Below are 25,369 nucleotides of genomic sequence, written 5' to 3' on the forward strand. Positions count from 1 at the left end.
GATTTGAATGATGAAAGCTACATTCAAAAATGTTTTGTCTTTCGAGTTTTGGCAAAAATTCGGTAAGGCTCTAATGGTGGTTATCGCTGTTATGCCAGCGGCTGGATTGATGATTTCAATCGGTAAGACACTTGCAATGATTAACCCTAACTTTGCTCCACTTGTTGTTACAGGTGGAATCCTTGAGCAAATTGGTTGGGGAGTTATCGGTAACCTACATATCTTGTTTGCTCTTGCTATCGGTGGTAGCTGGGCTAAAGAACGTGCAGGTGGTGCCTTTGCAGCAGGACTTGCCTTTATCTTGATTAACCGTATCACTGGTGCTATCTTTAGTGTTAGTGGTGATATGTTGAAAGATCCTAATGCTATGGTTTCAACAATCTTTGGTAACTCTATCAAAGTTTCTGATTACTTTATCAGCGTGTTTGAAGCTCCAGCACTTAACATGGGTGTGTTTGTAGGGATTATTTCTGGTTTTGTAGGGGCAACTGCCTTTAACAAATACTACAATTTCCGTAAACTTCCTGATGCACTTTCTTTCTTTAACGGAAAACGATTTGTACCGTTTGTTGTTATCCTTCGTTCAGCAATCGCTGCAATCCTTCTTTCAATTTTCTGGCCACTTGTTCAAACAGGTATTAACAGCTTTGGTATCTGGATTGCCAACTCTCAAGAAACGGCTCCAGTTCTAGCACCATTCTTGTATGGTACTTTGGAACGCTTACTCTTGCCATTTGGACTTCACCACATGTTGACTATCCCAATGAACTATACAGCTCTTGGTGGTACTTATGATGTCATGACTGGTGCAGCAAAAGGTACTCAAGTATTTGGTCAAGATCCACTTTGGCTTGCATGGGTAACTGACCTTGTAAACCTTAAAGGTACTGACGCAGCTCAATACCAACACTTGTTAGATACAGTACATCCAGCTCGTTTCAAAGTTGGACAAATGATTGGTTCGTTTGGTATCTTGATGGGTGTCATTGTGGCTATCTACCGTAACGTTGATCCAGATAAGAAACACCAATACAAAGGTATGATGATCGCAACTGCTCTTGCAACATTCTTGACAGGGGTAACTGAACCAATTGAGTACATGTTCATGTTCATCGCAACACCTCTTTACCTTGTTTACGCTCTTGTTCAAGGTGCTGCCTTTGCAATGGCTGATATTGTGAACCTTCGTGTACACTCATTCGGTTCAATCGAATTCTTGACTCGTACTCCGCTAGCTATCAACGCTGGTATTGGTATGGATATTGTTAACTTTATCTGGGTGACAGTGCTCTTTGGATTTATCATGTACTTTATCGCTAACTTCATGATTAAGAAATTCAACTATGCAACTCCAGGACGTAACGGTAACTACGAAAATGCAGATGGTTCTTCTGAATCTTCAGCTGCCGGTGAAACTAAAGTTGCAGAAGCTTCTCAAGCAGTTAACATCATCAACCTTCTTGGTGGACGTGCGAACATCGTTGATGTCGACGCATGTATGACTCGTCTTCGCGTTACTGTAAAAGATGCAGAAAAAGTTGGAACAGAAGAACAATGGAAATCTGAAGGAGCTATGGGACTTGTCATGAAAGGACAAGGTGTCCAAGCTATTTACGGACCTAAAGCTGACGTTTTAAAATCAGATATCCAAGATATTCTTGATTCTGGAGAAGTGATTCCTGAAACTCTTCCAAGTCAAATGGCAGCAGCTCAAAAAGATACTGTTGTATACAAAGGTGTGACTGAAGAAGTGTACTCAGTTGCTGATGGTCAAGTGATTGAATTGGAACAAGTTAAGGATCCAGTATTCTCACAAAAAATGATGGGTGATGGATTTGCAGTAGAACCATCAAATGGAAATATTGTATCTCCAGTTTCAGGTACTGTATCAAGTATCTTCCCAACTAAACATGCTCTTGGTCTTGTAACTGAAGCAGGTCTTGAAGTTCTTGTCCACATCGGTCTTGATACTGTAAGCCTTGAAGGAAAACCATTCGATGTGAAGGTTTCAGAAGGCCAAGCAGTAGCTGCTGGTGATCTCTTAGTCAAAGCTGACCTTGGTGCTATTCAAGCAGCAGGTCGTGAAACTACAACTGTAGTAGTCTTTACAAATGGAGATGCTATCAAGTCAGTTAAATTAGAACAAACCGGTTCTCTTGCAGCTAAAACAGCAGTTGCAAAAGTAGAATTGTAATACACTAAGGGGTTGGAAGCTGTTTTCCAACCTCTTGTTTATAGGAGAAAAACATGAAGTTTTTAACACTCAATACTCATAGTTGGATGGAAAAAAATCCTGAAGAAAAATTTCAGCTCTTGTTTCAAGATATACTTGAAAACAGTTATGATTTGATTTGTTTTCAAGAAATCAACCAAGAAATTACATCAACTCAAGTAGAGTCTGGACCACTTTACAATCCGTTACCTTCAGCAGAACCCATTCACCAAGACCACTATGTTCGTCTTTTGGTAGAGAAGTTGTCTGAAAAAGGACTGGACTATTATTGGACATGGGCTTATAATCATATCGGATATGACCGTTATCATGAGGGAGTTTCAATTCTATCTAAAACACCGATTGAGGCGCGTGAGATTTTGGTTTCAGATGTAGATGATCCAACTGATTATCACACTCGTCGAGTTGCACTAGTAGAAACAGTAGTAGAAGGTAAAGAGCTTGCAGTTGCGAGTGTGCATCTCTCTTGGTGGGATAAAGGATTCCAAGAGGAATGGGCAAGATTTGAAGCAGTTCTAAAAGAGTTGAATAAACCTCTATTACTAGCTGGAGATTTTAACAACCCTGCAGGTCAGGAAGGCTATCAAGCTATCCTAACTAGTCCGCTAGGCTTACAGGATGCCTATGAAGTTGCAAAAGAGAGAAGTGGAAGCTACACTGTTCCTCCAGAAATTGATGGTTGGAAGGGAAATGCAGAACCGCTTCGAATTGATTACGTCTTTACGACAAAAGATCTTCAGGTAGAAAAGTTACAGGTAGTTTTTGATGGCCAAGCAAGTCCGCAGGTCAGTGATCACTATGGTCTTCAAGCAGAACTTTCTTGGAAGAACTAACAAAGAATTTTACTAAAATAAAATGAGTCCCCCTTCGGATATGCGAAGGGGATTCCTTATTCAAGGGGTTAATATAGTTAAAGTTTTTAGTTGAATAACTTGTAAAATGAAATAAAATCCTTTAAAATAAAAAGTGTTGGAGGAATTTATGAATGTAAATCAAATTGTGCGTATGATCCCGACGCTAAAGATAAATAATAGAAGATTAAATGAATTGTTTTATATCCAAACCTTGGGTATGAAACCCTTGCTTGAAGAGTCGGCTTTCTTATCGCTAGGAGACCAGTCAGGCATTGAAAAATTGGTTTTAGAAGAATCGCCAAGTATGAGAAGCCGTAAGGTTGAAGGGATCAAAAAATTAGCTAGATTGATTGTAAAAGTAGCGAATCCATCCGAGGTTGAAGCACTGCTAGCTAGAATGGAAAAACTTCCTCAACTCTATAAAGGAAATAAGGGATATGCTTTTGAAATCCTTTCACCAGAAGGGGATCTTGTCCTAATCCATGCGGAAGATGACATCAAAGATTTGAGAAAGTTTGATGAAACTGTTACTTTCACAAAAGATGAGAAACTGCAATATTTAACAGCATTTGATATTTCAGCAGAAATTAACTTGCCTGCTGAAACGACAAGCCTGCTTGAAAAAGAGGAAATCGAAACTAGCATAACTTTTAAACAAGCTCAAGGTAGTGATTTGCTTGTTGAAAATAATGTAACTTGGGATTTGTCTATGTTGAAATTCCAAGTAAAAGAACTTGAATTGGCTAGTCTGCGTCAACGTTTTGAAACTGCAGGTTACTTTGTTCCTAAGTCTGAGAAGTTTTTCCTAACCAAGGATGCCAACAATATCGAATTGTGGTTTGAAGAAGTATGAAACAAGAAATCATTCAAAAAATAGAGCAACAAATTGAGGCAGGGATTTATCCTGGTGCCTCTTTTGCGTATTATCGGGATGGTGAATGGTTTGATTGCTACCTCGGAGAAGCAAATCCAGAAATTGGAGAGCAGACTTGTCAAGGTTTAGTCTATGATTTGGCAAGTGTGAGCAAGGTCGTCGGAGTTGGGACTGTCTTAACTTTTTTGTGGAAGCAAGGCAAGATTGAGCTCGATCAATCCATAAAGACCTATCTTCCAGAGGCGGATTATCCAGATATCACCATTCGTCAACTCCTCACACATTCTACGGACTTGGACCCGTTTATTATCAATAGAGACCAGTTGAATGCAGAAGAATTGAAAGAAGCTATGTTTCATTTGAATCGCCGAGAGAAGAGAGCCTTTCTCTACTCGGATGTGCACTTTCTCTTGCTCGGTTTTCTCCTAGAGAACTACTTTGAAAAAGATTTAGAACAGATTTTACAAGAGCAAGTTTTCGATCCATGGAAGATGAAGGAAACTCAGTTTGGACCAGTTAGCAGTGCTGTTCCAACTGTTCGGGGACAGAAAGCAGGAGTGGTGCATGATCCTAAGGCACGTTTACTAGGTAAACATGCTGGAAGTGCAGGCTTGTTTTCAACTGTGAAGGATTTAAAAATCTTCCTTGAGCATTATTTACAGGATGATTTTGCTGACGGATTAAGCCAGAATTTTTCAGATTTGAGTGATAAGGAACGCTCCTTGGCCTGGAATCTTGAAGGTGATTGGCTAGACCATACAGGCTATACTGGAACCTTTATCATGTGGAATCGTAAGAAGCAGGAAGCTGCGATTTTCTTGTCCAATAGAACCTACGAAAAAGACGAGCGTGCGCAGTGGATCATAGACCGTAATCAGGTCATGGACCTAATTCGTGAAGCAGACTAGGGAGGAAGTATGTCAAAAGCTCTTAAAGGAACTCTTTTTACAGTAATTGCTGGTATTGCTTGGGGCTTGTCTGGGACCAGTGGTCAGTACCTAATGGCTCATGGGGTATCGGCTCTAGTCCTAACCAATATTCGTTTAATTGTTGCAGGTTTGCTCTTAGTTCTCTTGTCCTATACAAAGTCTAAGGAACAATTTTTGGCTTTTCTAAAAGATAAATCAAGTCTCTTTTCTCTCTTACTATTTTCTTTATTTGGCCTCTTTCTGAATCAATTGGCTTATTTATCGGCTATTCAGGAGACAAATGCAGGTACAGCGACGGTGCTTCAGTATGTCTGTCCTGTTGGAATCTTGGCTTACACATGTATAAAGGATAAGGTAGCACCTACTATAGCCGAAATCCTTTCTATGATTTTAGCAATAGGTGGAACCTTTTTAATTGCGACTCATGGTCAGTTGGATCAGCTCTCTATGACACCAGCAGGTCTCTTTTGGGGCTTGTTCTCTGCTTTAACCTATGCTCTTTATATCATTTCACCCATTAAACTCATTCAAAAATGGGGGAGCATTCTGGTTATTGGTGTTGGTATGACCATCTCAGGTTTTGTAGCAGTGCCATTTACTGGGTTTATCGGTGCTAGTCTACCTATGTCTTTTGATATTTTCTTAGCATTTGCTGGAATTATTCTCATCGGGACTGTTTTTGCCTACACGGCCTTTCTTAAGGGAGCAAGTATGGTTGGACCAGTCAAATCTAGTCTCTTGGCCTCTATTGAGCCAATATCTGCGGTATTCTTTGCTTTCATGATTATGGGAGATATCTTTTATCCTGTAGATTTTCTTGGTATGGCAATGATTTTATTGGCTGTGACTATTATTTCTTTAAAGGATTTAATGCAAGAAAAGAGAAAGAAATCAGCGTAGATGTTATGTTACCTTATCAAAAAGTTAGTATTGAATATAAAAAATCCACTCAAGAGAGTGGATTTTATTTTTTTTACATTAGTCTTTATTTTCGTATGGCAAGATCAAGTTCAAAAGGATACCTGTCATTGCTGATAGGGCAGTACCTGAAAGTGTAACTGGACCAAGTTTAAGGATTGCTCCACCAAGTCCAAGCACGAGCATTGCACTTGCGATGATAAGATTACGCATTTGACCAAAGTCTACACGTTCCTTGATCAAAACTTTCAAACCGTTGCTGGCGATAACCCCATAAAGAAGGATTGACATTCCACCAAGTACAGCGTTTGGAATTGTAGAAATCAAGGCAGTGAATTTTCCAAGGAAGCTAAGGGCGATAGCGATAAAAGCAGCGTTACGAATAACAGATACAGAAGCGATGCGAGTCATACCGATAACCCCTGTATTTTCACCGTAAGTTGTATTTGCTGGTCCGCCAAGGAAGGCAGAAACAGAAGTTGCGATACCATCACCGAGAAGGGTACGATGAAGACCTGGATCTTTCAAGAATTGGCGTCCACAGATTTGACTTAGAACGGTGTGGTCACCGATATGTTCAGAAATGGTTACGATAGCGATTGGTAAGATTGCGATTGTTTCCGGACCAAAGTAAAGGTCGTATTCTTTGAAGGCACCACCTGTATTAAATGGTAGGTAGAAACCAGGAATTTCAAACCAGTTAGCTTGAAGAACAGGAGTGAAGTCAACTAAGCCAAGTGCTAGCGCGAAGAGATATCCACCAATAATTGCAAAGAGGAAAGGAATGATACGAAGGAAACCTTTTCCTTTTGTATTGATAAAGGCAGCGATGAGGAAGGTAACCACAGCTACAAGAGCATTTTTCCAGTTGCCGTCAGCTACAAGACCAGCATTGGTTACGGCAGAACCAGCAAGCCCAAGACCGATAACGATAATCATAGGACCAATAATGATTGGAGGCAAGAGTTTATCAATCCATTTTGTACCTGCGAAGCGAACACTTGCAGCAACAAGGACATAAACAAAACCAGTTAGGATAACCCCTGTCTGAGCAGCAGATACATCACCCCCCATTTCTTTCATGGCAAGTGACATGGCTGTAATAAAGGCGAAAGAAGAACCAAGATAAACAGGAACTCTAAAACCTGTTGCAAACATATAGATGAGGGTACCAACCCCTGAAGCGAAGAGGGCAACAGATACAGGCATTCCCAAAATCAATGGTACCAAGATGGTTGCACCAAACATGGCAAACACGTGCTGGAAACTGAGTAGGATTCCCTTACCAAAAGAAGGACGTTGGTCAACGTCGAGTAACAAATCAACAGTTGATTCTTGTTTCATAAATACCTCACTTTTTGGGCATCAAAAAAGAGCCCATTATTTTACAGCAATAGGCTCTCAGAGTAAGACTTCTTCAAAAAGAGAATTATCTCATTCTTAAAGAATTTCATATATTTCTGCGTCTTCGTCACCTCACGGGATGACATTAAAAACCTTTGCTTAAGATAGTATAGCAGAAAAAATTCGTCTTGTAAACGAATTTTTCCCGAGCCAAGAAACAAAAAAGTGAGGCATGATTTTGTAAATCATTTTTTCCAGAGCAAGGAAATAAAGACGCGAGGCTGATTTTTTAGGTATCTTTTTAAAAATGCTTAAAGTGGTCGTTTGTTGGGCATGCCAGCCTTACGTGGATATTTGTTTGGAGTTTCCTTTTTCTTTTCAACAATGGTAATGTAGCGGGGGTCTCCATTTGGAAGTGTATAGCTAAGGTTGTTTTCGACCTTGCTAAAGAGAAGGTTGAGGGCATTCTTGGCTTCTGTCAATTCCTCTGGTGCATTACTGGCCTTAAGCGCCAAAAGTTTTCCACCCACCTTTAGATAAGGAATGGTTAATTCAGACAAAACCTGCATGCGAGCAACTGCACGAGCTGTTACAATGTCGAATTGGGCACGGAAATTCTTCTCTTGAGCAAAATCTTCTGCGCGCCCATGGTAGAAATGAACACCTTTTAGATTAAGCTCCTCAGCTAAAAGCTGAAGAAAGTTAATGCGCTTATTGAGTGAATCAATGATGGTCACATCTAGCTGAGGGTAGAGAATCTTCATAGGAAGACTTGGGAATCCTGCACCAGCGCCAATATCAAGTAACTTAATTTCTTGGTTTTCTATCAACCCTTGTAGGATAGGAGCGATGGAATCATAAAAGTGTTTAAGATAAACTTCTTCCTTTTCAGTAATTGCAGTCAGGTTGATTTTTTGGTTCCACTCGACTAAGAGTTCGAAATAGCGCTCAAATTGTGCTTTTTGCTGGTCAGTAAGATTAATATTCTGTTCAGCAAGTAGTGTGTAAAAAGTTTCTGGTTTCATAGTTATATCCTTCTTGTATATCATCTTATTTTACCACAAAAACATGGAAATTTGATATACTTGTACTAATCAAAAGGCAGAAAGGAGCTTTATGATGAATTGGATTTTTTATGGACTTCTTGCTCTAATTATTATCTTGGTAATTGACTGCTATAATAAATTGGTGAAAAATCGTATGCAGACCAAGGAAGCTTGGAGTCAGATTGATGTTCAGTTGAAGCGTCGAAATGATCTCTTACCAAACTTAATTGAAACAGTAAAAGGTTACGCTAAATACGAAAGTTCTACTCTAGAAAAGGTGACTGAACTCCGTAGACAAGTAGCTGCAGCAACTACACCTGCAGAAGCCATGAAAGCTAGTGATGCACTGACTCGTCAGGTATCTGGTATTTTTGCGGTTGCAGAGAATTATCCTGACTTGAAGGCTAGTAGCAATTTTGCTCACTTACAAGAAGAACTGACTAACACAGAAAATAAAATTTCTTATTCACGTCAGCTCTATAATAGTGTCGTTAGCAACTACAATATTAAATTAGAAACTTTCCCAAGTAATCTGGTTGCGGCTATATTTGGCTTCAAGGCAGCGGATTTCCTTCAAACTCCAGAAGAAGAAAAGGCTGTGCCTAGAGTTGATTTTAGTGGTTTAGGTGACTAAGATGCTGTACAAACAAATTGCTAGTAATAAACGTAAAACTTGGATTCTTTTAATTGTCTTCTTTCTTTTGCTAGCCTTGGTTGGTTATGCTGTTGGTTTTCTGTTCATGAACTCAGGTATCTGGGGCGTGACTGTAGCTATGATTATCGGTTTCATCTATGCCTTGACCATGATTTTTCAATCTACAGAGATTGTCATGAGCATGAATGGTGCGCGTGAGGTTGATAGAAACGAAGAACCTGTTCTCTATCATGTTGTCGAGGATATGGCAATGGTGGCGCAGATTCCTATGCCACGAGTTTATGTAATTGATGACCCGGGTTTGAATGCCTTCGCCACCGGTTCGAATCCTCAAAATGCTGCTGTTGCTGCTACGTCAGGACTTTTAGAGATCATGAATCGTGAGGAGTTAGAAGCTGTAATCGGGCATGAAGTTAGTCATATTCGCAACTTAGATATTCGAATCTCTACCATTGCTGTTGCTCTTGCCAGTGCCATCACCCTTTTATCGAGTATGGCAGGTCGTATGATGTGGTGGGGTGGAGATAGTCGTAGTCGTAGAAGTAATGACCGTGATGGTGGAGGACTTGAGATTATTTTATTGGTTCTATCTCTCCTAGCCATCGTCCTAGCGCCTTTAGCAGCAACTTTGGTGCAGTTAGCTATCTCTCGCCAACGAGAATTTTTAGCGGATGCTTCAAGTGTGGAACTAACTCGTAATCCTCAGGGGATGATCAATGCTTTACAAAAATTAGACAATAGTCAACCTATGAGTCATCATGTAGATGATGCTAGTAGTGCCCTTTATATCAATGATCCTCAAAAACCAGGTTTCTTGAAAAAACTATTTTATACGCATCCACCTATTTCAGAGCGAATTGAACGTTTGAAACAAATGTAAAAAAACATCCAGAGAACTTTCTCTGGATGTTTTATTTCCAAAAGTTAGAGATCTTGTAAATCAACTACTTCTAAACCATGTTCTGTCAAACGATAGATACTCCTACAGACTTCTTTTAAAAAACGCCTGTCATGCGAAACAGTGATGAGGCCCCCAGGATAAGTGGCAAAGAGTTTTCTGATTTCGGGTTGAGAAGTTGGAGAAAAATTTCGTGTGGGTTCATCCAAAATGAGAAAGTTTGGTTTCCGCAGCACTAAATTCAAAAGAAGGAGTTTACCTTGTTGACCGCCAGATAAGGAGCGGATTTGGTGGTGCATCTCTGGATAACTGAAATTGAGACTGGCTAGGAAGGATTGGATTTTCTGTAATTCCTCTTTATGTCCAGTTTGGCTGAGAAATTCTACTGGAGATAGATCCAATTGTAGTGTTTCTTGATAATCTTGTGGCATAAATCCAAGTGAAATCTCACTTTTGTCACTTAGTAGTTGTTGTAACTTGCCTAACAGAGTCGATTTGCCAACGCCATTGGGACCGATGATGCCGATTTTATCTTGACCACGGACAGTTAATTGTAACTCCTGAGCCAAAACACGCTCACCAATGGACAAAGTCTCATTTTCCAGTAGAACTAAGACTTTTGAAGTGGCTAATGGCTCTATATCTGAAAAGAAAAGTTGGATTTGTTCCTCTTCAAGTGGCTTTTGGGTCATGGACTGAGCTGCCTTTTCGTAGCGTTTTTCTTGTGAAAGGACAGTTTTCATCTTTTTAGCCAATAGGCGACCGGCAGTACTATCTTTAGTAGCTCGAAGCGCAGTTTCTACATTTTGCTTAACTCGGCGATGCTTTTCCATGGTTTTATTGTAGGCTCTCTGGTCGTTAGCAGCTTGCTGACTTTGTCTGGCAAAATTAGCCTTTCTCTGCTCACTATAGCGATCATAGTCTAAATGCTCGACTAGCGTTTCCGCTTCTTTCCGATGCTTGACCAGTCGCAAGTGGACGATAGTATCAGCCGTTTGAGAAAGAAAGTCTTCATCATGGGAAATGAAAATAACTGTTTGCTTCATCTTCTGTATCTTCCTTTTTAGCCAATCAACCGTCTCAAGGTCTAGGTCATTTGAAGGTTCATCTAAAAATAGAACCTCAAAAGGTTTGGCTAACTCGTGGATGAGCTGAATTTTCAAAGCTTCACCACCCGAGAGACTACCAATTTCTTGATCACTTGCAAAACGACTGCTGTCAAAGTGTAATTCATCAGACAAGCGATAGAGAATGCTGTAGTCCAAATCTGTAGACTCTAAAAAGAAGTAGTCCTGTAAAGATTTTTTCTTCAGTTCTTCAGCTAGCTGTTGAGGAATGTAGGCCAGGGACCTAAGATCAGACTTGATTTCTCCCCTGATAGTGAAATCAGCTAATCTTTCGCCCATTAAAGTTTTAAGTAAGGTTGATTTTCCATTGCCTTCTTCGCCGATAATAGCGACCTTTTCTCCGTCTTGGATGGTGATATTTAAATCGGAAACAAGGTCTCGTAAATCTTTGTTTTGTGTGATAGTTAGATGATTGATGTTTATCATATTATTGCACTTTCTAAAATGTCTATATTGCATAACAAAAAGCTCTACTTTATCTAGTAGAGCCAATCGTCTATGTCAAAAAATCCTCTTTTAAAAAGGCTGAAAATCCACCACAAAAAAGAGTACACAAAAAGAGACAGAAACAAGATCTACTAAATAAAGGTTCTTTATTTGATAGACTTAGTTGTTCATGTCTCCCTTACCTCCGAGTATTGCTGCAATCATCATACTCTTTTTGAGAAAATTTGTCAAGATTAAGCCAGAAAATCCTCTTTTTATTAAAGACCAAAAACAGGTCCGTAAAGTGTCAATGTATGTTTAACGTGATCGTAGTGGAACTTGTCATAGTTTCTCCAAGCAGTGCGAGCTTGATCGTTTAGTTTTAGTGAGCCAAGTCCAATCAAAAGACTAGTCCGTTGGTAAAAAGTTTCCAGTTCAATTAAGATAGCGTTGTCTACTTTCTCAGCTTTTTTAAGCGCTCTGAGAATTTCGTCTATATTTTGCTGTAAGCGTAGATCATCAGGTAATCCTTGTTTACAGTTTTGTATAGTTTGATTTAATTCTGAAACGAGTTGATAGGCTTCAGCTAAAAGAACTTTGTCTTCCATATGAGCGTCCTCCTTTGCTCATGAATTGATGCCTATAGTATAGCACAAAAAATAAAATTGTCATAATAAATATATCAAAAAATAGAGAATGATTTTTTGAAAGTTTAGTTGCCTTGCTAGCGCTCTTTTCATGGTATAATCAAGGGAGTAAATCTTTATGGAGGAAGTATGAAATTAAATATTCAAGAAATTTGTAAGCAGCCTGAAGGCTTGCACTTTGAGCAAACTTTAGACTTGGCAACTGACTTACGTGCTCGTAATCAAGAAATTTTAGATGTAAAAGATATCAAAGCAGTAGGGAAGGTTCAGTACGAAGACCGAATGTTTTTCCTAGACTATCTCTTGTCATATACAATTGTCCTAGCTTCTAGCCGTAGTATGGAACCGGTAGAATTGAAAGAATCATATCCAGTAACGGAAGTCTTTATGGAAGGTGCTACCAATCAACTGGACCAAGAAGTTCTAGATGATGACTTAGTTTTACCGATTGAAAATGGTGAAATTGACTTGGCTGAAAGTGTTTCAGATAATATCTTGCTCAATATTCCTATCAAAGTCCTAACAGCTGAGGAAGAAGCTGGTCAGGGATTTGTTTCTGGAAATGACTGGCAAATCATGTCCGAGGAAGAGTATCAAGCCCAACAGGCAGTCAAGAAAGAAGAAAATAGTCCTTTTGCAGGTTTGCAAGGACTGTTTGACGGAGACGAATAGATGGTTTTATCCAAGAAACGTGCCCGTCATGTCATTGAGGAAATCATTGCTCTTTTTCCTGATGCGAAACCAAGTCTAGATTTTCGTAATCATTTTGAACTTCTGGTTGCTGTTATGCTGTCTGCTCAGACGACAGATGCGGCAGTCAACAAGGCTACCCCTGGCCTTTTTGCAGCTTTTCCAACCCCACAAACCATGGCAGATGCAAGTGAGAGTGAGATTGCCTCGTATATTTCTCGCCTAGGCCTTTATCGCAATAAGGCTAAATTCCTCAAAAAATGTGCTCGGCAACTACTGGATGATTTTGACGGTCAAGTCCCTCAGACTAGGGAAGAATTAGAGAGTTTGGCAGGAGTTGGCCGAAAAACAGCTAACGTAGTTTTGAGCGTAGGCTTCGGAATTCCGGCCTTTGCAGTTGATACTCACGTAGAGCGAATCTGTAAACACCACGATATTGTAAAAAAATCAGCTACGCCCCTTGAGGTCGAAAAACGTGTCATGGATGTCTTGCCACCAGAAGAATGGTTGGCAGCCCATCAGGCTATGATTTACTTTGGTCGTGCGATCTGTCATCCGAAAAATCCAGAATGTGATCACTATCCACAGTTATACGATTTTAGTTCATTATAAGGCTTAGCATTGAATGTTTTTACTTGCTTTGAACTAGGCTTTGTGATATAGTAATGACAATAAAATATTCCTTTAAACCTGTCCCGTGAGGCAGGCAAGGAGCTCGATAAAGTAGAAGGGTAAGTCTATACTGTTTGCAGTAGGGCTCGCTTAGTTATACATTCTCAAGTCTCCTTGTGTAAGGAGACTTTTCTTTTTGGAGGTTTGTCATGAAGACAAAAGAAGTTGTAGACGAATTAACCGTCAAGCGAGCAATTACGCGTATCACTTATGAAATTATCGAACGCAACAAAGATTTGAATAAAATCATTTTAGCGGGAATTAAAACACGTGGTGTCTTTATTGCTCACCGTATCCAAGAGCGTTTGGAACAATTGGAAAATATCTCAGTTCCTGTTGTTGAACTAGATACAAAACCTTTCCGTGACGATGTCAAAAGTGGTGAGGATACTTCATTGATTTCTGTCGATGTGACAGACCGAGAAGTTATCTTGGTGGATGATGTGCTCTATACAGGCCGTACAATCCGTGCTGCTATCGATAACATTGTCGGACATGGTCGCCCAGCGCGCGTGAGTCTTGCGGTACTAGTTGACCGTGGACACAGAGAATTGCCAATTCGTCCAGATTACGTTGGGAAAAATATTCCAACTAGTCGTTCTGAAGAAATCATCGTTGAGATGACAGAACTTGATGGCCAGGATAGAGTTTTGATTACTGAAGAAGCTTAAGAGCTAAAGGAGTAGCCATGTCAGAAAATCAACAAGCACTCAAACATGTGGTGTCCATGGAAGATCTCACTGTGGATCAGGTTATGAAATTGATTAAACGAGGGATCGAGTTTAAAAACGGTGCTCAGTTACCCTACGAAGACCATCCTATTGTTTCAAATCTTTTCTTTGAAAATTCGACAAGAACGCACAAATCTTTCGAAGTTGCTGAGATTAAATTGGGATTGGAGCGACTGGACTTTGATGTGAATACAAGCTCAGTCAACAAGGGGGAGACACTCTATGATACAATCCTGACCTTGTCTGCTCTTGGTGTAGATGTCTGTGTTATTCGTCACCCAGAGGTTGATTACTATAGAGAATTGATTGCGAGTCCAACGATTACGACTTCCATTATCAACGGTGGAGACGGATCAGGGCAACATCCTAGCCAAAGCTTGCTTGATTTGATGACAATTTACCAAGAATTTGGTCGTTTTGAAGGGCTCAAGGTTGCGATTGCTGGTGATTTGGACCATTCACGTGTAGCCAAGTCCAATATGCAAATTCTGAAGCGCTTGGGAGCTGAACTTTACTTTGCAGGACCTGAGGAATGGAGAAGTCAAGAGTTTGCAGACTACGGACAGTTTGTAACCATTGATGAGATTGTTGATCAGGTGGATGTTCTGATGTTGCTTCGAGTTCAACATGAACGTCACGAAAGTGGAGCGTTCTTTTCAAAAGAAAGCTATCATGCTCAACATGGCTTGAACCAAGAACGCTACAATCGCTTAAAAGAAGAAGCAATTATTATGCACCCGGCTCCAGTTAATCGAGATGTAGAAATTGCTGACCACTTGGTTGAGGCTCCAAAATCACGTATTGTCCAACAAATGACCAATGGAGTCTTTGTTCGAATGGCAATCTTAGAATCCGTATTGGCAAGCAGAAAAGCCAAATAAGACACAAAACGTTAAAAGACGCCAGTGAGCGTCCACGAGAGGTGAGAATATGACAAAACGACTTCTAGTTTTAGAAGATGGCACAGTTTTTGAAGGTAAAGCCTTCGGTGCAGATATTGATGTAACAGGGGAAATCGTCTTTAACACAGGGATGACAGGCTATCAAGAATCCATTACAGACCAGTCTTATAATGGGCAAATCTTGACCTTCACTTATCCACTGGTTGGGAATTATGGGATTAACCGTGATGACTACGAATCTATCAGCCCTACTTGTAAGGGAGTTGTAGTTTTCGAAGAGGCGCGTAGAGCTAGCAACTGGCGGAATCAAATGACCTTGGACGAATTCTTGAAAGCTAAGAAAATTCCTGGTATTTCAGGAATTGATACACGTGCGCTTACAAAGATTATCCGTAAACATGGGACAATGCGTGCAACTTTGACACATGCTGGAGACAGTATGGATCATGTTGCTGATCAACTTAAAGCGACTGTTTTACCGACTGATAATATCAGACAAGTTTCTACCAAGACTTCTTATCCAGCTCCAGGAGTTGGTTTGAGTGTTGTTCTAGTAGACTTTGGTCTTAAGCATTCTATTTTACGAGAACTTTCAAAACGTGATTGTAACGTGACTGTAGTTCCATACACAACTACAGCTGAGGAAATCCTACATTTGAATCCTGACGGAGTCATGTTATCAAACGGTCCGGGGAATCCAGAAGATGTTCCAGAAGCGCTCGACATGATTCGTGGGATTCTAGGCAAAATTCCAATCTTTGGGATTTGTATGGGTCACCAGCTCTTTGCAATGGCAAATGGTGCAAAGACTTACAAGATGAAGTTTGGTCACCGTGGCTTTAACCATGCAGTTCGAGAAATTGCAACTGGGCGAGTGGACTTTACTAGTCAAAACCATGGTTATGCCGTTAGTCGTGAGGACTTACCAGATCACTTGATTATTACCCACGAAGAAATCAATGATAAGTCAGTTGAAGGGGTGCGTCACAGATATCAACCAGGTTTCTCTGTGCAATTCCACCCAGATGCAGCTCCTGGGCCACATGATGCAAGTTATCTATTTGATGAATTCATCGAGATGATGGAAGCCTTCAAACAAACAAATTAATGACGAGTGTGAAATCGTCGGAGAATTTATTTAATGTCGCCCTGTGAGGCGACGAATAGAAAGGAGAAGGGTGGTCCGTATTTGCTGAACTGAATACGGGCTACGGACGGTGCTAAAAAGATAGTTATTCCTAGAACTAACAGTTCTTCGTCATAACTCCTATTTTAGCTTTGTCCGCTTGACGCCCTTAATATCTTAGAAATGCCTAAACGTACTGATATTCAAAAAATTATGGTGATTGGTTCTGGTCCGATTATTATAGGTCAGGCTGCTGAGTTTGACTATGCTGGAACCCAAGCCTGCTTGTCTTTGAAAGAGGAAGGTTACGAGGTTGTCTTGGTAAACTCAAACCCTGCAACCATCATGACTGATAAGGAAATTGCAGACAAGGTTTACATCGAGCCAATCACACTTGAGTTTGTGACTCGTATTCTCCGTAAGGAACGTCCAGATGCCTTGCTTCCAACTCTTGGAGGTCAAACAGGGCTTAACATGGCTATGGAGTTGTCTAAAAATGGTATCCTAGATGAACTTGGTGTCGAACTTCTAGGGACTAAATTGTCTGCCATTGACCAAGCTGAAGACCGTGATCTCTTTAAACAATTGATGGAAGAGCTGAAACAACCGATTCCAGAATCAGAAATTGTAAATACAGTTGAAGAAGCTGTTGCCTTTGCTGCGACGATTGGATACCCAGTTATCGTCCGTCCTGCCTTTACTCTAGGTGGTACTGGTGGTGGTATGTGTGCCAACGAAGCAGAATTGCGAGAGATTGCTGAAAATGGTTTGAAGTTGTCACCTGTTACCCAGTGTTTGATTGAACGTTCCATTGCTGGTTTCAAGGAAATTGAGTATGAAGTCATGCGTGACTCAGCTGACAATGCCCTTGTTGTATGTAACATGGAAAACTTTGACCCAGTTGGGATTCACACAGGGGATTCCATCGTATTTGCTCCAGCGCAAACCATGTCAGACTATGAAAACCAAATGCTTCGTGATGCTAGCTTGAGCATTATCCGCGCTCTCAAGATTGAAGGTGGATGTAACGTTCAGTTGGCTCTTGATCCGCACAGCTTTAAGTACTATGTCATCGAAGTAAATCCTCGTGTATCTCGTTCTTCTGCCCTTGCTTCTAAGGCGACAGGTTACCCAATCGCTAAATTGGCTGCTAAGATTGCAGTAGGATTGACCTTAGATGAGGTCATCAATCCAGTTACAGGTTCAACTTATGCTATGTTTGAACCAGCCCTTGACTACGTTGTTGCTAAGATTCCGCGTTTCCCATTTGACAAGTTCGAAAAAGGTGAACGCCGTCTTGGAACTCAGATGAAGGCGACTGGAGAAGTCATGGCCATCGGTCGTAACATTGAGGAATCTCTCCTTAAAGCTTGTCGCTCGCTTGAAATTGGAGTTCACCACAATGAAATGCCTGAACTTGCAGAAGTTTCAGATGATGCCTTGATTGAAAAAGTTGTCAAAGCACAGGATGACCGTCTTTTCTACGTATCTGAAGCCATTCGTCGTGGTTATACACCAGAAGAGATTGCAGATTTGACTAAGATTGATATTTTCTATCTTGATAAACTCTTGCATATCTTTGAAATTGAGCAAGAATTGGGCGCACATCCACAAGATGTAGCAGTCCTAAAAACGGCAAAACTCAATGGTTTCTCAGATCGTAAGATTGCTGAACTCTGGAATACTACAGCTGACCAAGTTCGCCAACTACGTTTGGAAAACAAGATTGTCCCAGTTTACAAGATGGTTGATACTTGTGCGGCAGAATTTGAGTCAGAAACTCCATACTTCTATTCAACTTATGGTTGGGAAAACGAATCCATCAAGTCTGAAAAGGAATCTGTACTGGTCCTAGGTTCTGGTCCAATCCGTATCGGTCAAGGGGTTGAGTTTGACTACGCGACTGTTCACTCAGTTAAGGCTATCCAGGCAGCTGGCTATGAAGCTATCATCATGAACTCAAACCCAGAGACAGTTTCAACAGACTTCTCTGTATCAGACAAACTTTACTTTGAACCATTGACATTCGAAGATGTGATGAATGTTATCGACTTAGAACAACCAAAAGGTGTTATCGTTCAGTTCGGTGGTCAAACAGCTATCAACCTTGCTGAACCACTAGCAAAAGCTGGTGTAACTATCCTTGGTACTCAAGTTGCTGATCTAGACCGTGCCGAAGACCGTGACCTCTTTGAGCAAGCTCTCAAAGACTTGGATATTCCACAGCCACCTGGCCAGACTGCAACAAACGAAGAAGAAGCAGTGCTTGCAGCTCGCAAGATTGGTTTCCCAGTCCTCGTTCGCCCTTCATATGTCTTGGGTGGACGTGCTATGGAAATCGTTGAGAATGAAGACGATCTTCGTTCTTACATGCGTACTGCGGTTAAGGCAAGTCCAGACCATCCAGTTCTTGTCGACTCTTATATCGTTGGACAAGAATGTGAAGTAGACGCCATCTCAGACGGACAAAATGTCCTCATCCCTGGTATTATGGAGCATATCGAACGTGCTGGTGTCCACTCAGGTGACTCCATGGCTGTTTACCCTCCACAAACCTTGTCTCAAAAGGTACAAGAAACCATTGCGGACTACACAAAACGCTTAGCTATTGGTCTTAACTGCCTTGGAATGATGAATATTCAGTTTGTTATCAAGGATGAGAAAGTATACGTCATTGAAGTAAACCCTCGTGCTAGCCGTACCGTACCGTTCCTTTCAAAAGTAACCAATATCCCTATGGCACAGGTAGCGACTAAGTTGATTCTTGGTCAAAGTCTCGAAGAACTTGGTTACCAAGATGGACTTTACCCAGAAAGTACTCGCGTCCATATCAAGGCACCAGTCTTCTCCTTTACCAAACTAGCTAAGGTAGACAGCCTTCTTGGTCCTGAAATGAAGTCAACAGGGGAAGTTATGGGGTCTGATACCACTCTTGAAAAAGCCCTCTATAAAGCTTTTGAAGCTTCATACCTCCACTTACCAACCTTTGGGAATGTTGTCTTTACCATCGCAGACGATGCAAAAGAAGAAGCTTTAGATTTAGCGCGTCGTTTCCAAAATATTGGTTACGGAATCCTTGCAACTGCAGGAACAGCGGAGTTCTTTGCAAGTCATGGATTACAGACTCAACTTGTTGGTAAAATCGGTCATGATGAACACGATATCCCAAGCTACGTCCGCAAAGGAAAAATTCAAGCAATCATCAATACCGTCGGTACCAAACGGACAGCAGATGAGGACGGAGAACAAATTCGCCGTTCAGCTATTGAACATGGAGTTCCTCTCTTTACAGCTTTGGATACAGCGGATGCTATGTTAAAAGTATTAGAAAGCAGAAGCTTTGTTACAGAGGCTATCTGATAAAAAAGATTCTCGTAAGAGAATCTTTTTTTTGATGAAAACGTTGCTATCATTTTTCACAAATAATTAAATGCAAAATCTGGATCTAATTAAATATATAAAAATAGTATAATTTTAAATTAATTGATTTTAAAAAACTAGACATAACTCTGGATAATGCACATTTACATATAAGTATATATAACAAATCATAGGGTGTTAAAAAGACCTAAAATATAATAAAGTAAACGATTTCAGGAGCACATAATTATTTGAAGTTAGGTCAGACTTATGGTATGATAGAAGTGCTAAAACAGGAAAAATATTGTATTCTAGATTCAAATATGGTATAATTTTTCTGCTGATAGTAAAATAATATAAAAGGAGAACTTATCAAAATGATAAGAAAGGAACAACAACGTTTTTCTTTGAGGAAATATAAGGTAGGTGTTGCATCCGTATTTTTGGGAACAACTCTTAGTTTTATGTTATCAAACGGAGGTGCGGTAAAAGCTTCTGAACTTCCTACACAACCAAGTTCTGAAGAAAAAACAGAGTTGGTGAAAAAGGATAGTGTCAGCGAGGCTTCCTCTAAAAAGGAACAGAATATTGTAGAAAATGTTGCAACAACTGAGCTTGTTGAGACAAATAAGCTTGAAGAAGTAAAAGCAGCTTCTGAAGTTAAAACAGAAGAAGCTAAATCTGAACCAGTGTCTTCAGAAAAAGCAGAAGAAGTAAAACCTGCTTCAACTGAGACTGAGGTTGCTAATAAGGAAACTGCTAAGCCGGTTGAAAAAGCAGAAGAAGCAAAACCAGCAGCAACTGAAGTAAAACCAGCTACAGACGAATCAAACAAACCAAGAGTACGTAATCGTCGTGCTACAACGGAAGATGCAGTTACTGGAGATCACAACACTAAACCAGTAAGTGTTAGTACATATCTAAAAGATGGTGAAACAGTTGATCCAACTATACAAAATCCAAATGGAGCTACGGTTGGGTCTCAAACTGTACCAGCTGGATATGCAAGAAAAGAAGGTGATTACTATACATATAGTATCGTAGACCTTACTCGCTTCAACGAACGTTACAACACAAAATATTACTCTCGTGCTTATAAGAGATTTGATGATTCTACAGATACAGTTGTTGAATTGATTGATAAAACGACTGGTAATGTAGTAGAAACTAGAACGATTACTGCATCAAGTGGTATTCAAAAATTTACAACTACTGCGACTGCATCGAGGGGAGAGTTAACTTATCAAGTAGATTATGATAAAGGGACACCTGCTAGTAAAGCTGAACCAGCTCAACCATTCCTGCAATACGGTTATGAAGTTGGCGCAAGTATCCAAGCTTTAGTCGCTTCTGGTCACAACCTTACTCCAGATGAGCAAAAATTATACGATGCTGTATATGCTGCTCGTACATCAACAGACATTATTAACGTTGTAGAACCAGCTTATAATGGTCGTACAATTACGGATACTAATAGTAAGATCCCACGTTTTGTTAATAAAACAACTTACTATCGAGTAGTTGACAAAAACAATGCGACATTTAACGCCAATAAAACAGATAAAACTGTTCAAGACTACGTTCCAAATGGCAATGAAGAAGATTTGGCTAGATATACCACTAAAGCCATGGAAGGACAAAACTTCACAGCATCTGGTGAGCGTCAATTTGACGGCTACAAATTGTATCAAACGGCAGATCCAGATTCAACATCTGGTTATGTAAGCCGCCCTTATACTGTTGGTACCAAATTCATGGACGCTGAGCGTGCAGGAATTAAACGGATTAAAGAAATTGTAGACGAAGACGGATCAGTAGTCGTTCGTGTTTATCTTCTAGATCCAAAACAACAAAGCAAACGTTCTGACGGTAGCTTGAGCACTGATGGCTACATGTTGCTAGCAGAAACGAAACCGATTAAACCTGGTGATTATAACAAACAAGAATTGAATGTTAAGAAATCACCTCTTAACACCATTCCTTTCACAGATAGTAAAGGTGTAAACTATGCAAATGGTAAGGAAATTCCATTTGACTTCCAAAAAGCTGCAGGATATACACCGTATAAGACTGTCTTTGTTCCATTCTTGGGAGATAACATTGGTCACCTTTCTCCTAATGAACAATTGGTTCGTGGAGTAAATGGTATCGGTACAAACGTTGACTTGCTCAACTCATTGACACCGTACAAACAACCTATTTACTATTACGTGAAACAAGAACCAGCTGAAGTAATTCCTGAAGTTGAAAAACAATTGGACGGACGTGTCTTGACAGACGGCGAGTTTACTTTCAAATTAACAGAAGAGAAAAGTACTCCTGATAAGCACGAAGAGACTGTTACCAACAAGGATGGAAAAGCTACATTCAGCAAACTTACCTTTAACAAAGCTGGTACTTATAAATACAAGATCACTGAACAAAAGGGTTCTGATATAGACGTTGATTACGACGCAATGACTGTTACCATGACCGTTACTGTAACTGAGAATTCTAAAGGTGACCTAGGAGCTACAGTTAAATACAGTGCTGAAGGTGGATTCAAATCAAGTGATGATGATAAAATCTTCAACAACTATGTTGTAGCACCAGTAAAAGTTAAATTTGACTTCACGAAAAAATTGGCTGGACGCGATCTTAAAGATGGAGAATTCAACTTCGTTCTTAAAAATTCTGATGGTCAAGAAGTTGAGACTGTAGCCAACAAAAAGGATGGAACTGTAACATTCACAGAAATAGCGTTTGACAACTCTAAAGTTGGCACACATACCTATACTGTAGAAGAAGTTGTACCTGCAGCTAAAGAAGCTGGAATGGTTTACGATTCTATGAAGGCTACGATTACTGTAGAAGTTTCTAAAAAAGGTCACACATTAACAACAGTAACTAACGTAGTTTCTGCTGGCGGTGTGGACGATAATGGAGCATCAACTGATGGTAGTGAAGATAAAGTATTCAACAACAAGATTACTCCTCCAGAAACGCCTGTATTCCAACCAGAAAAATTTGTACTTAACAAAGAAAAGTATGACATCACTGGTACTAAATTAGTCGATGATGACAACGAATTGACTAATGAGTATACAGAAACCAATGCTGATCCGTACGCTGATAAAACTACTAATAACGAAGCAGAAAACATCAATACTAAGACAGTTGAACGTGGCGATAAATTAGTTTACCAAGTATGGTTAGATACTAGAAACTTCTCAGATAAGAACAATATCCAATCTGTTGGTATTTCTGATACATATGATGCTGAAAAAGTAACAGTTAACGCTGCTGACATCAAAGCTTATGACAGTGTAACTGGCCAAGATGTAACTGATAAGTTTGACATTAAGGTTGAAAATGCTGTAATCACAGCAACTTCCAAGTCTTCTATGAACAAGTCTTTAGGTGATGCGGATAATACTCAAGTTATCGACACAACTAAATTCGAGTTTGGTCGCTACTATAAATTCGATATCCCAGCCACTGTTAAAGACACAGTTAAGGCAGGAGCTGATATTGAAAATAAAGCCAACCAAATCGTTCATGTTTACAACCCAGTAAGTAAATCTGTAGAAACACCTGAAAAACCAACTCAAAAACGTGTGAACAGTGTACCAATTACTGCAGAATTCAACTTCACAAAACGTTTGGAAGGTCGTGAGCTTAAAGCTGGCGAATTTACATTTGAGTTGAAAGACAGCGACAATGTTGTGATTGCGACTGCAACCAACGATGCAGGTGGTAAGATTAAATTCTCTCCAGTAGAGTACACAAATAAAGCTGGTGAAAAAGTCACTGCCCTTAAATACAAGAAGGGTCAAGAAGGTACTTATACTTACTCTGTAACAGAGGTGAAAGGTACAGACGCAACTGTCACTTACGATACTATGAAGGCAGAAGTAACTGTAACAGTATCACACGATGGAACAGCAAAAGCATTGATTGCTAACGTAACTGAACCAACTGACAAAGAGTTCAACAATACAGTAACTCCTCCAACAGAACCTAAGTTCCAACCAGAGAAGTATGTATTGAATGAAGCAAAATACTCAATCACTGATAACAAACTTCTTGATGATGATTCTGAGTTGACTGATAAATATGGTGAAACAAATACTGATCCATATGTTGATGGAACTTCAAACAACGAAGCAGCAAACATCAATACCAAGACTGTTAACCGCGGAGATAAGATCTACTATCAAGTATGGTTGGATACAACTAAATTCTCAGCAACTAACAAAGAAAACGTTCAATCAGTAGGAATCACTGATGACTTCGATGAAACGAAGGTTGATGTCGTTGCTTCTAAAATTAAAGCTTACGATTCAGTAACTGGTGACGATGTAACAAACAAATTCGACATCAAGGTTGAAAATGGTGTGATGACTGCAACTCTTAAAGCTGGCTTCACGAAGTCATTGGGTGATGCAGAAAAAACTCAAATCATTGACACAACAAAATTTGCATTTGAACGTTACTACAAATTTGATATCCCAGCAACTGTTAAAGCAGACGTTGCAGGTGGAGTAGACATCGAAAATACTGCGGCTCAAGTAGTGAACTACTACAACCCATCTACGAAGAAAGTTGAAAAACCAAGCAAACCAACTGAAAAACGTGTAAACTCAGTACCAATCTCTATTGAATTCAACTTCACTAAACGTCTAGAAGGACGTGAATTGAAAGAGAACGAATTCAGCTTTGTATTGAAAGATTCAAATGGTAAAGAAGTTGAAACTGTAACCAACGACAAAGATGGTAATGTGAAATTCTCAGCTCTTACATTCAAGAAGGGTCAAGAAGGCGTACACAACTACACTGTTGAAGAGGTTGCAGGTACAGATGCTACTGTGACATACGACACAATGAAAGCAACTGTAACCATCACAGTTAAACATGACGGGACAGCTAAAGCTTTAGTAGCTAAACTTGGCGATATCGCTGATAAAGAGTTTAACAACGTGGTAACACCACCAACTGAACCTAAGTTCCAACCAGAGAAATACGTTGTAACTGAAGAGAAATACTCAATTACTGACAACAAGCTTCTCGATGATGATTCTGAGTTGGCAGACAAGTACGGAGATACCAATAAAGATCCATACGCAGATAAGACTGACAACAACGAAGCAGAAAACTTGAATACTAAGACTGTGAAACCTGGTGCGAAATTGGTTTACCAAGTATGGCTTGATACAACTAAATTCGACGCTAACAACAAGGATAACATCCAATCAGTAAGTATTTCTGATGACTTCGATGAAACGAAGGTTAATGTAGACTCTTCAGCTATCAAGGCTTACGATTCAGTAACTGGTTCGGATGTGACTGACAAGTTCGACATCACAGTTGAAGCTGGTGTTATGACCGCAACGCTTAAAGCTGGCTTCACGAAGTCACTTGGAGACGCAGACAATACACAAATCATCGACACAACTAAATTCGAGTTTGGTCGCTACTATAAATTCGATATCCCAGCCACTGTTAAAACAGACGTTAAAGGTGGAGTAGACATCGAAAATACAGCAGCGCAAATTGTAAACTTCTACAACCCATCTACGAAGAAAGTTGAAAAACCAGAAAAACCAACTGAAAAACGTGTTGTTAATATCCCAGTAAAAGTTGAATTCAACTTCACTAAGAAATTGGAAGGTCGTGCGTTGAAAGCTGGAGAATTCAGCTTCGTATTGAAAGACAAAGATGGCAACGTAATTGAAACTGTAAGCAACGATGCAGAAGGTAAGATTAAGTTCTCAGCTCTTGAGTTCAAACGTGGTCAAGAAGGCACTCATATCTATCATGTAGAAGAAGTGAAAGGTACAGAGGCTGGAGTTGAGTATGACAATATGGTAGTGACTGTTGGAGTTACTGTAACTAAGGATGGTAAAGTGTTGACCCTTACTTCACAAATGCCTGAAGATACTGAGTTTAACAACAAGG

General features: G+C 40.0%; 18 protein-coding genes. 14 read left to right on the forward strand and 4 right to left on the reverse strand.

Annotated features, from left to right (window positions below; genetic code table 11):
- Positions 1-7 precede the first annotated feature (7 nt).
- The 5 genes from NML75_RS06260 to NML75_RS06280 all read left to right on the forward strand — a co-directional run bounded on the left by NML75_RS06260 (position 8) and on the right by NML75_RS06280 (position 5,790).
- Positions 8-2,194: a PTS transporter subunit IIBC gene (locus NML75_RS06260; protein ID WP_254733509.1), complete on the forward strand. Its 2,187-nt coding sequence runs from the start codon at positions 8-10 to the stop codon at positions 2,192-2,194.
- Positions 2,195-2,247: 53 nt separating this feature from the next.
- Positions 2,248-3,066 carry an endonuclease/exonuclease/phosphatase family protein gene (locus NML75_RS06265; RefSeq protein WP_004252485.1) on the forward strand — a complete coding sequence of 273 codons (819 nt, stop codon included), beginning with the start codon at positions 2,248-2,250 and terminating at the stop codon, positions 3,064-3,066.
- Positions 3,067-3,214: 148 nt separating this feature from the next.
- Positions 3,215-3,940 (forward strand): CppA N-terminal domain-containing protein, encoded by a 726-nt coding sequence (locus NML75_RS06270; protein WP_004252486.1) that lies wholly within the window; start codon positions 3,215-3,217, stop codon positions 3,938-3,940.
- On the forward strand, positions 3,937-4,869 hold the full coding sequence (locus NML75_RS06275; protein ID WP_004252488.1) for a serine hydrolase domain-containing protein: 933 nt from the start codon (positions 3,937-3,939) through the stop codon (positions 4,867-4,869). The genes NML75_RS06270 and NML75_RS06275 overlap by 4 nt, the downstream gene beginning before the upstream one ends.
- 9 nt (positions 4,870-4,878) lie before the next feature.
- Entirely contained in the window at positions 4,879-5,790 is a 912-nt protein-coding gene (locus NML75_RS06280; protein WP_254733508.1) for a DMT family transporter, read from the forward strand.
- A 78-nt stretch (positions 5,791-5,868) separates the two neighbouring features.
- Here NML75_RS06280 and NML75_RS06285 read toward each other — a convergent pair whose 3' ends face one another.
- Entirely contained in the window at positions 5,869-7,152 is a 1,284-nt protein-coding gene (locus NML75_RS06285) for a uracil-xanthine permease family protein (RefSeq protein WP_254733507.1), read from the reverse strand.
- A gap of 311 nt (positions 7,153-7,463) precedes the next feature.
- A complete protein-coding gene (gene rsmG / locus NML75_RS06290) occupies positions 7,464-8,177 on the reverse strand; it encodes a 16S rRNA (guanine(527)-N(7))-methyltransferase RsmG (RefSeq protein ID WP_254733506.1) in 714 nt (237 codons plus the stop codon).
- A gap of 94 nt (positions 8,178-8,271) precedes the next feature.
- On the opposite strand from rsmG, the gene NML75_RS06295 reads away from it, so the two are divergent.
- Both NML75_RS06295 and htpX read left to right on the forward strand, forming a co-directional pair.
- A complete protein-coding gene (locus NML75_RS06295; RefSeq protein WP_254733505.1) occupies positions 8,272-8,832 on the forward strand; it encodes a LemA family protein in 561 nt (186 codons plus the stop codon).
- Position 8,833: 1 nt separating this feature from the next.
- Positions 8,834-9,733 carry a zinc metalloprotease HtpX gene (htpX, locus tag NML75_RS06300; protein ID WP_254733504.1) on the forward strand — a complete coding sequence of 300 codons (900 nt, stop codon included), beginning with the start codon at positions 8,834-8,836 and terminating at the stop codon, positions 9,731-9,733.
- Positions 9,734-9,777: 44 nt separating this feature from the next.
- On the opposite strand, the gene NML75_RS06305 is transcribed toward htpX, so the two are convergent.
- Positions 9,778-11,337: an ATP-binding cassette domain-containing protein gene (locus NML75_RS06305; protein ID WP_254733503.1), complete on the reverse strand. Its 1,560-nt coding sequence runs from the start codon at positions 11,335-11,337 to the stop codon at positions 9,778-9,780.
- Between the two features lie 245 nt (positions 11,338-11,582).
- A complete protein-coding gene (locus NML75_RS06310) occupies positions 11,583-11,912 on the reverse strand; it encodes a helicase BlpT (protein ID WP_070677888.1) in 330 nt (109 codons plus the stop codon).
- 168 nt (positions 11,913-12,080) lie between these two features.
- Here NML75_RS06310 and NML75_RS06315 point away from each other — a divergent pair, with 168 nt between their 5' ends.
- The 7 genes from NML75_RS06315 to NML75_RS06345 all read left to right on the forward strand — a co-directional run.
- Positions 12,081-12,623 carry a YceD family protein gene (locus tag NML75_RS06315; RefSeq protein ID WP_045613932.1) on the forward strand — a complete coding sequence of 181 codons (543 nt, stop codon included), beginning with the start codon at positions 12,081-12,083 and terminating at the stop codon, positions 12,621-12,623.
- Positions 12,624-13,253, forward strand: a complete 630-nt coding sequence (gene nth, locus NML75_RS06320; RefSeq protein WP_000244433.1) for an endonuclease III — start codon at positions 12,624-12,626, stop codon at positions 13,251-13,253.
- 209 nt (positions 13,254-13,462) lie between these two features.
- Positions 13,463-13,984, forward strand: coding sequence for a bifunctional pyr operon transcriptional regulator/uracil phosphoribosyltransferase PyrR (gene pyrR, locus NML75_RS06325; RefSeq protein WP_000850019.1), 522 nt, complete (start codon positions 13,463-13,465; stop codon positions 13,982-13,984).
- Positions 13,985-14,001: 17 nt separating this feature from the next.
- On the forward strand, positions 14,002-14,925 hold the full coding sequence (locus tag NML75_RS06330) for an aspartate carbamoyltransferase catalytic subunit (protein WP_254733502.1): 924 nt from the start codon (positions 14,002-14,004) through the stop codon (positions 14,923-14,925).
- Between the two features lie 49 nt (positions 14,926-14,974).
- Positions 14,975-16,054, forward strand: a complete 1,080-nt coding sequence (locus tag NML75_RS06335) for a carbamoyl phosphate synthase small subunit (protein WP_254733501.1) — start codon at positions 14,975-14,977, stop codon at positions 16,052-16,054.
- A gap of 201 nt (positions 16,055-16,255) precedes the next feature.
- Positions 16,256-19,432: a carbamoyl-phosphate synthase large subunit gene (gene carB, locus NML75_RS06340; protein WP_254733500.1), complete on the forward strand. Its 3,177-nt coding sequence runs from the start codon at positions 16,256-16,258 to the stop codon at positions 19,430-19,432.
- Between the two features lie 377 nt (positions 19,433-19,809).
- On the forward strand, positions 19,810-25,369 hold a 5,560-nt coding region (locus NML75_RS06345), incomplete at its 3' end, for a Spy0128 family protein (RefSeq protein WP_254733499.1).

The sequence above is a fragment of the Streptococcus sp. CF4-3 genome (genome assembly GCF_024295385.1).
In the GTDB taxonomy this organism is placed as follows: Bacteria; Bacillota; Bacilli; order Lactobacillales; family Streptococcaceae; genus Streptococcus; species Streptococcus infantis_I.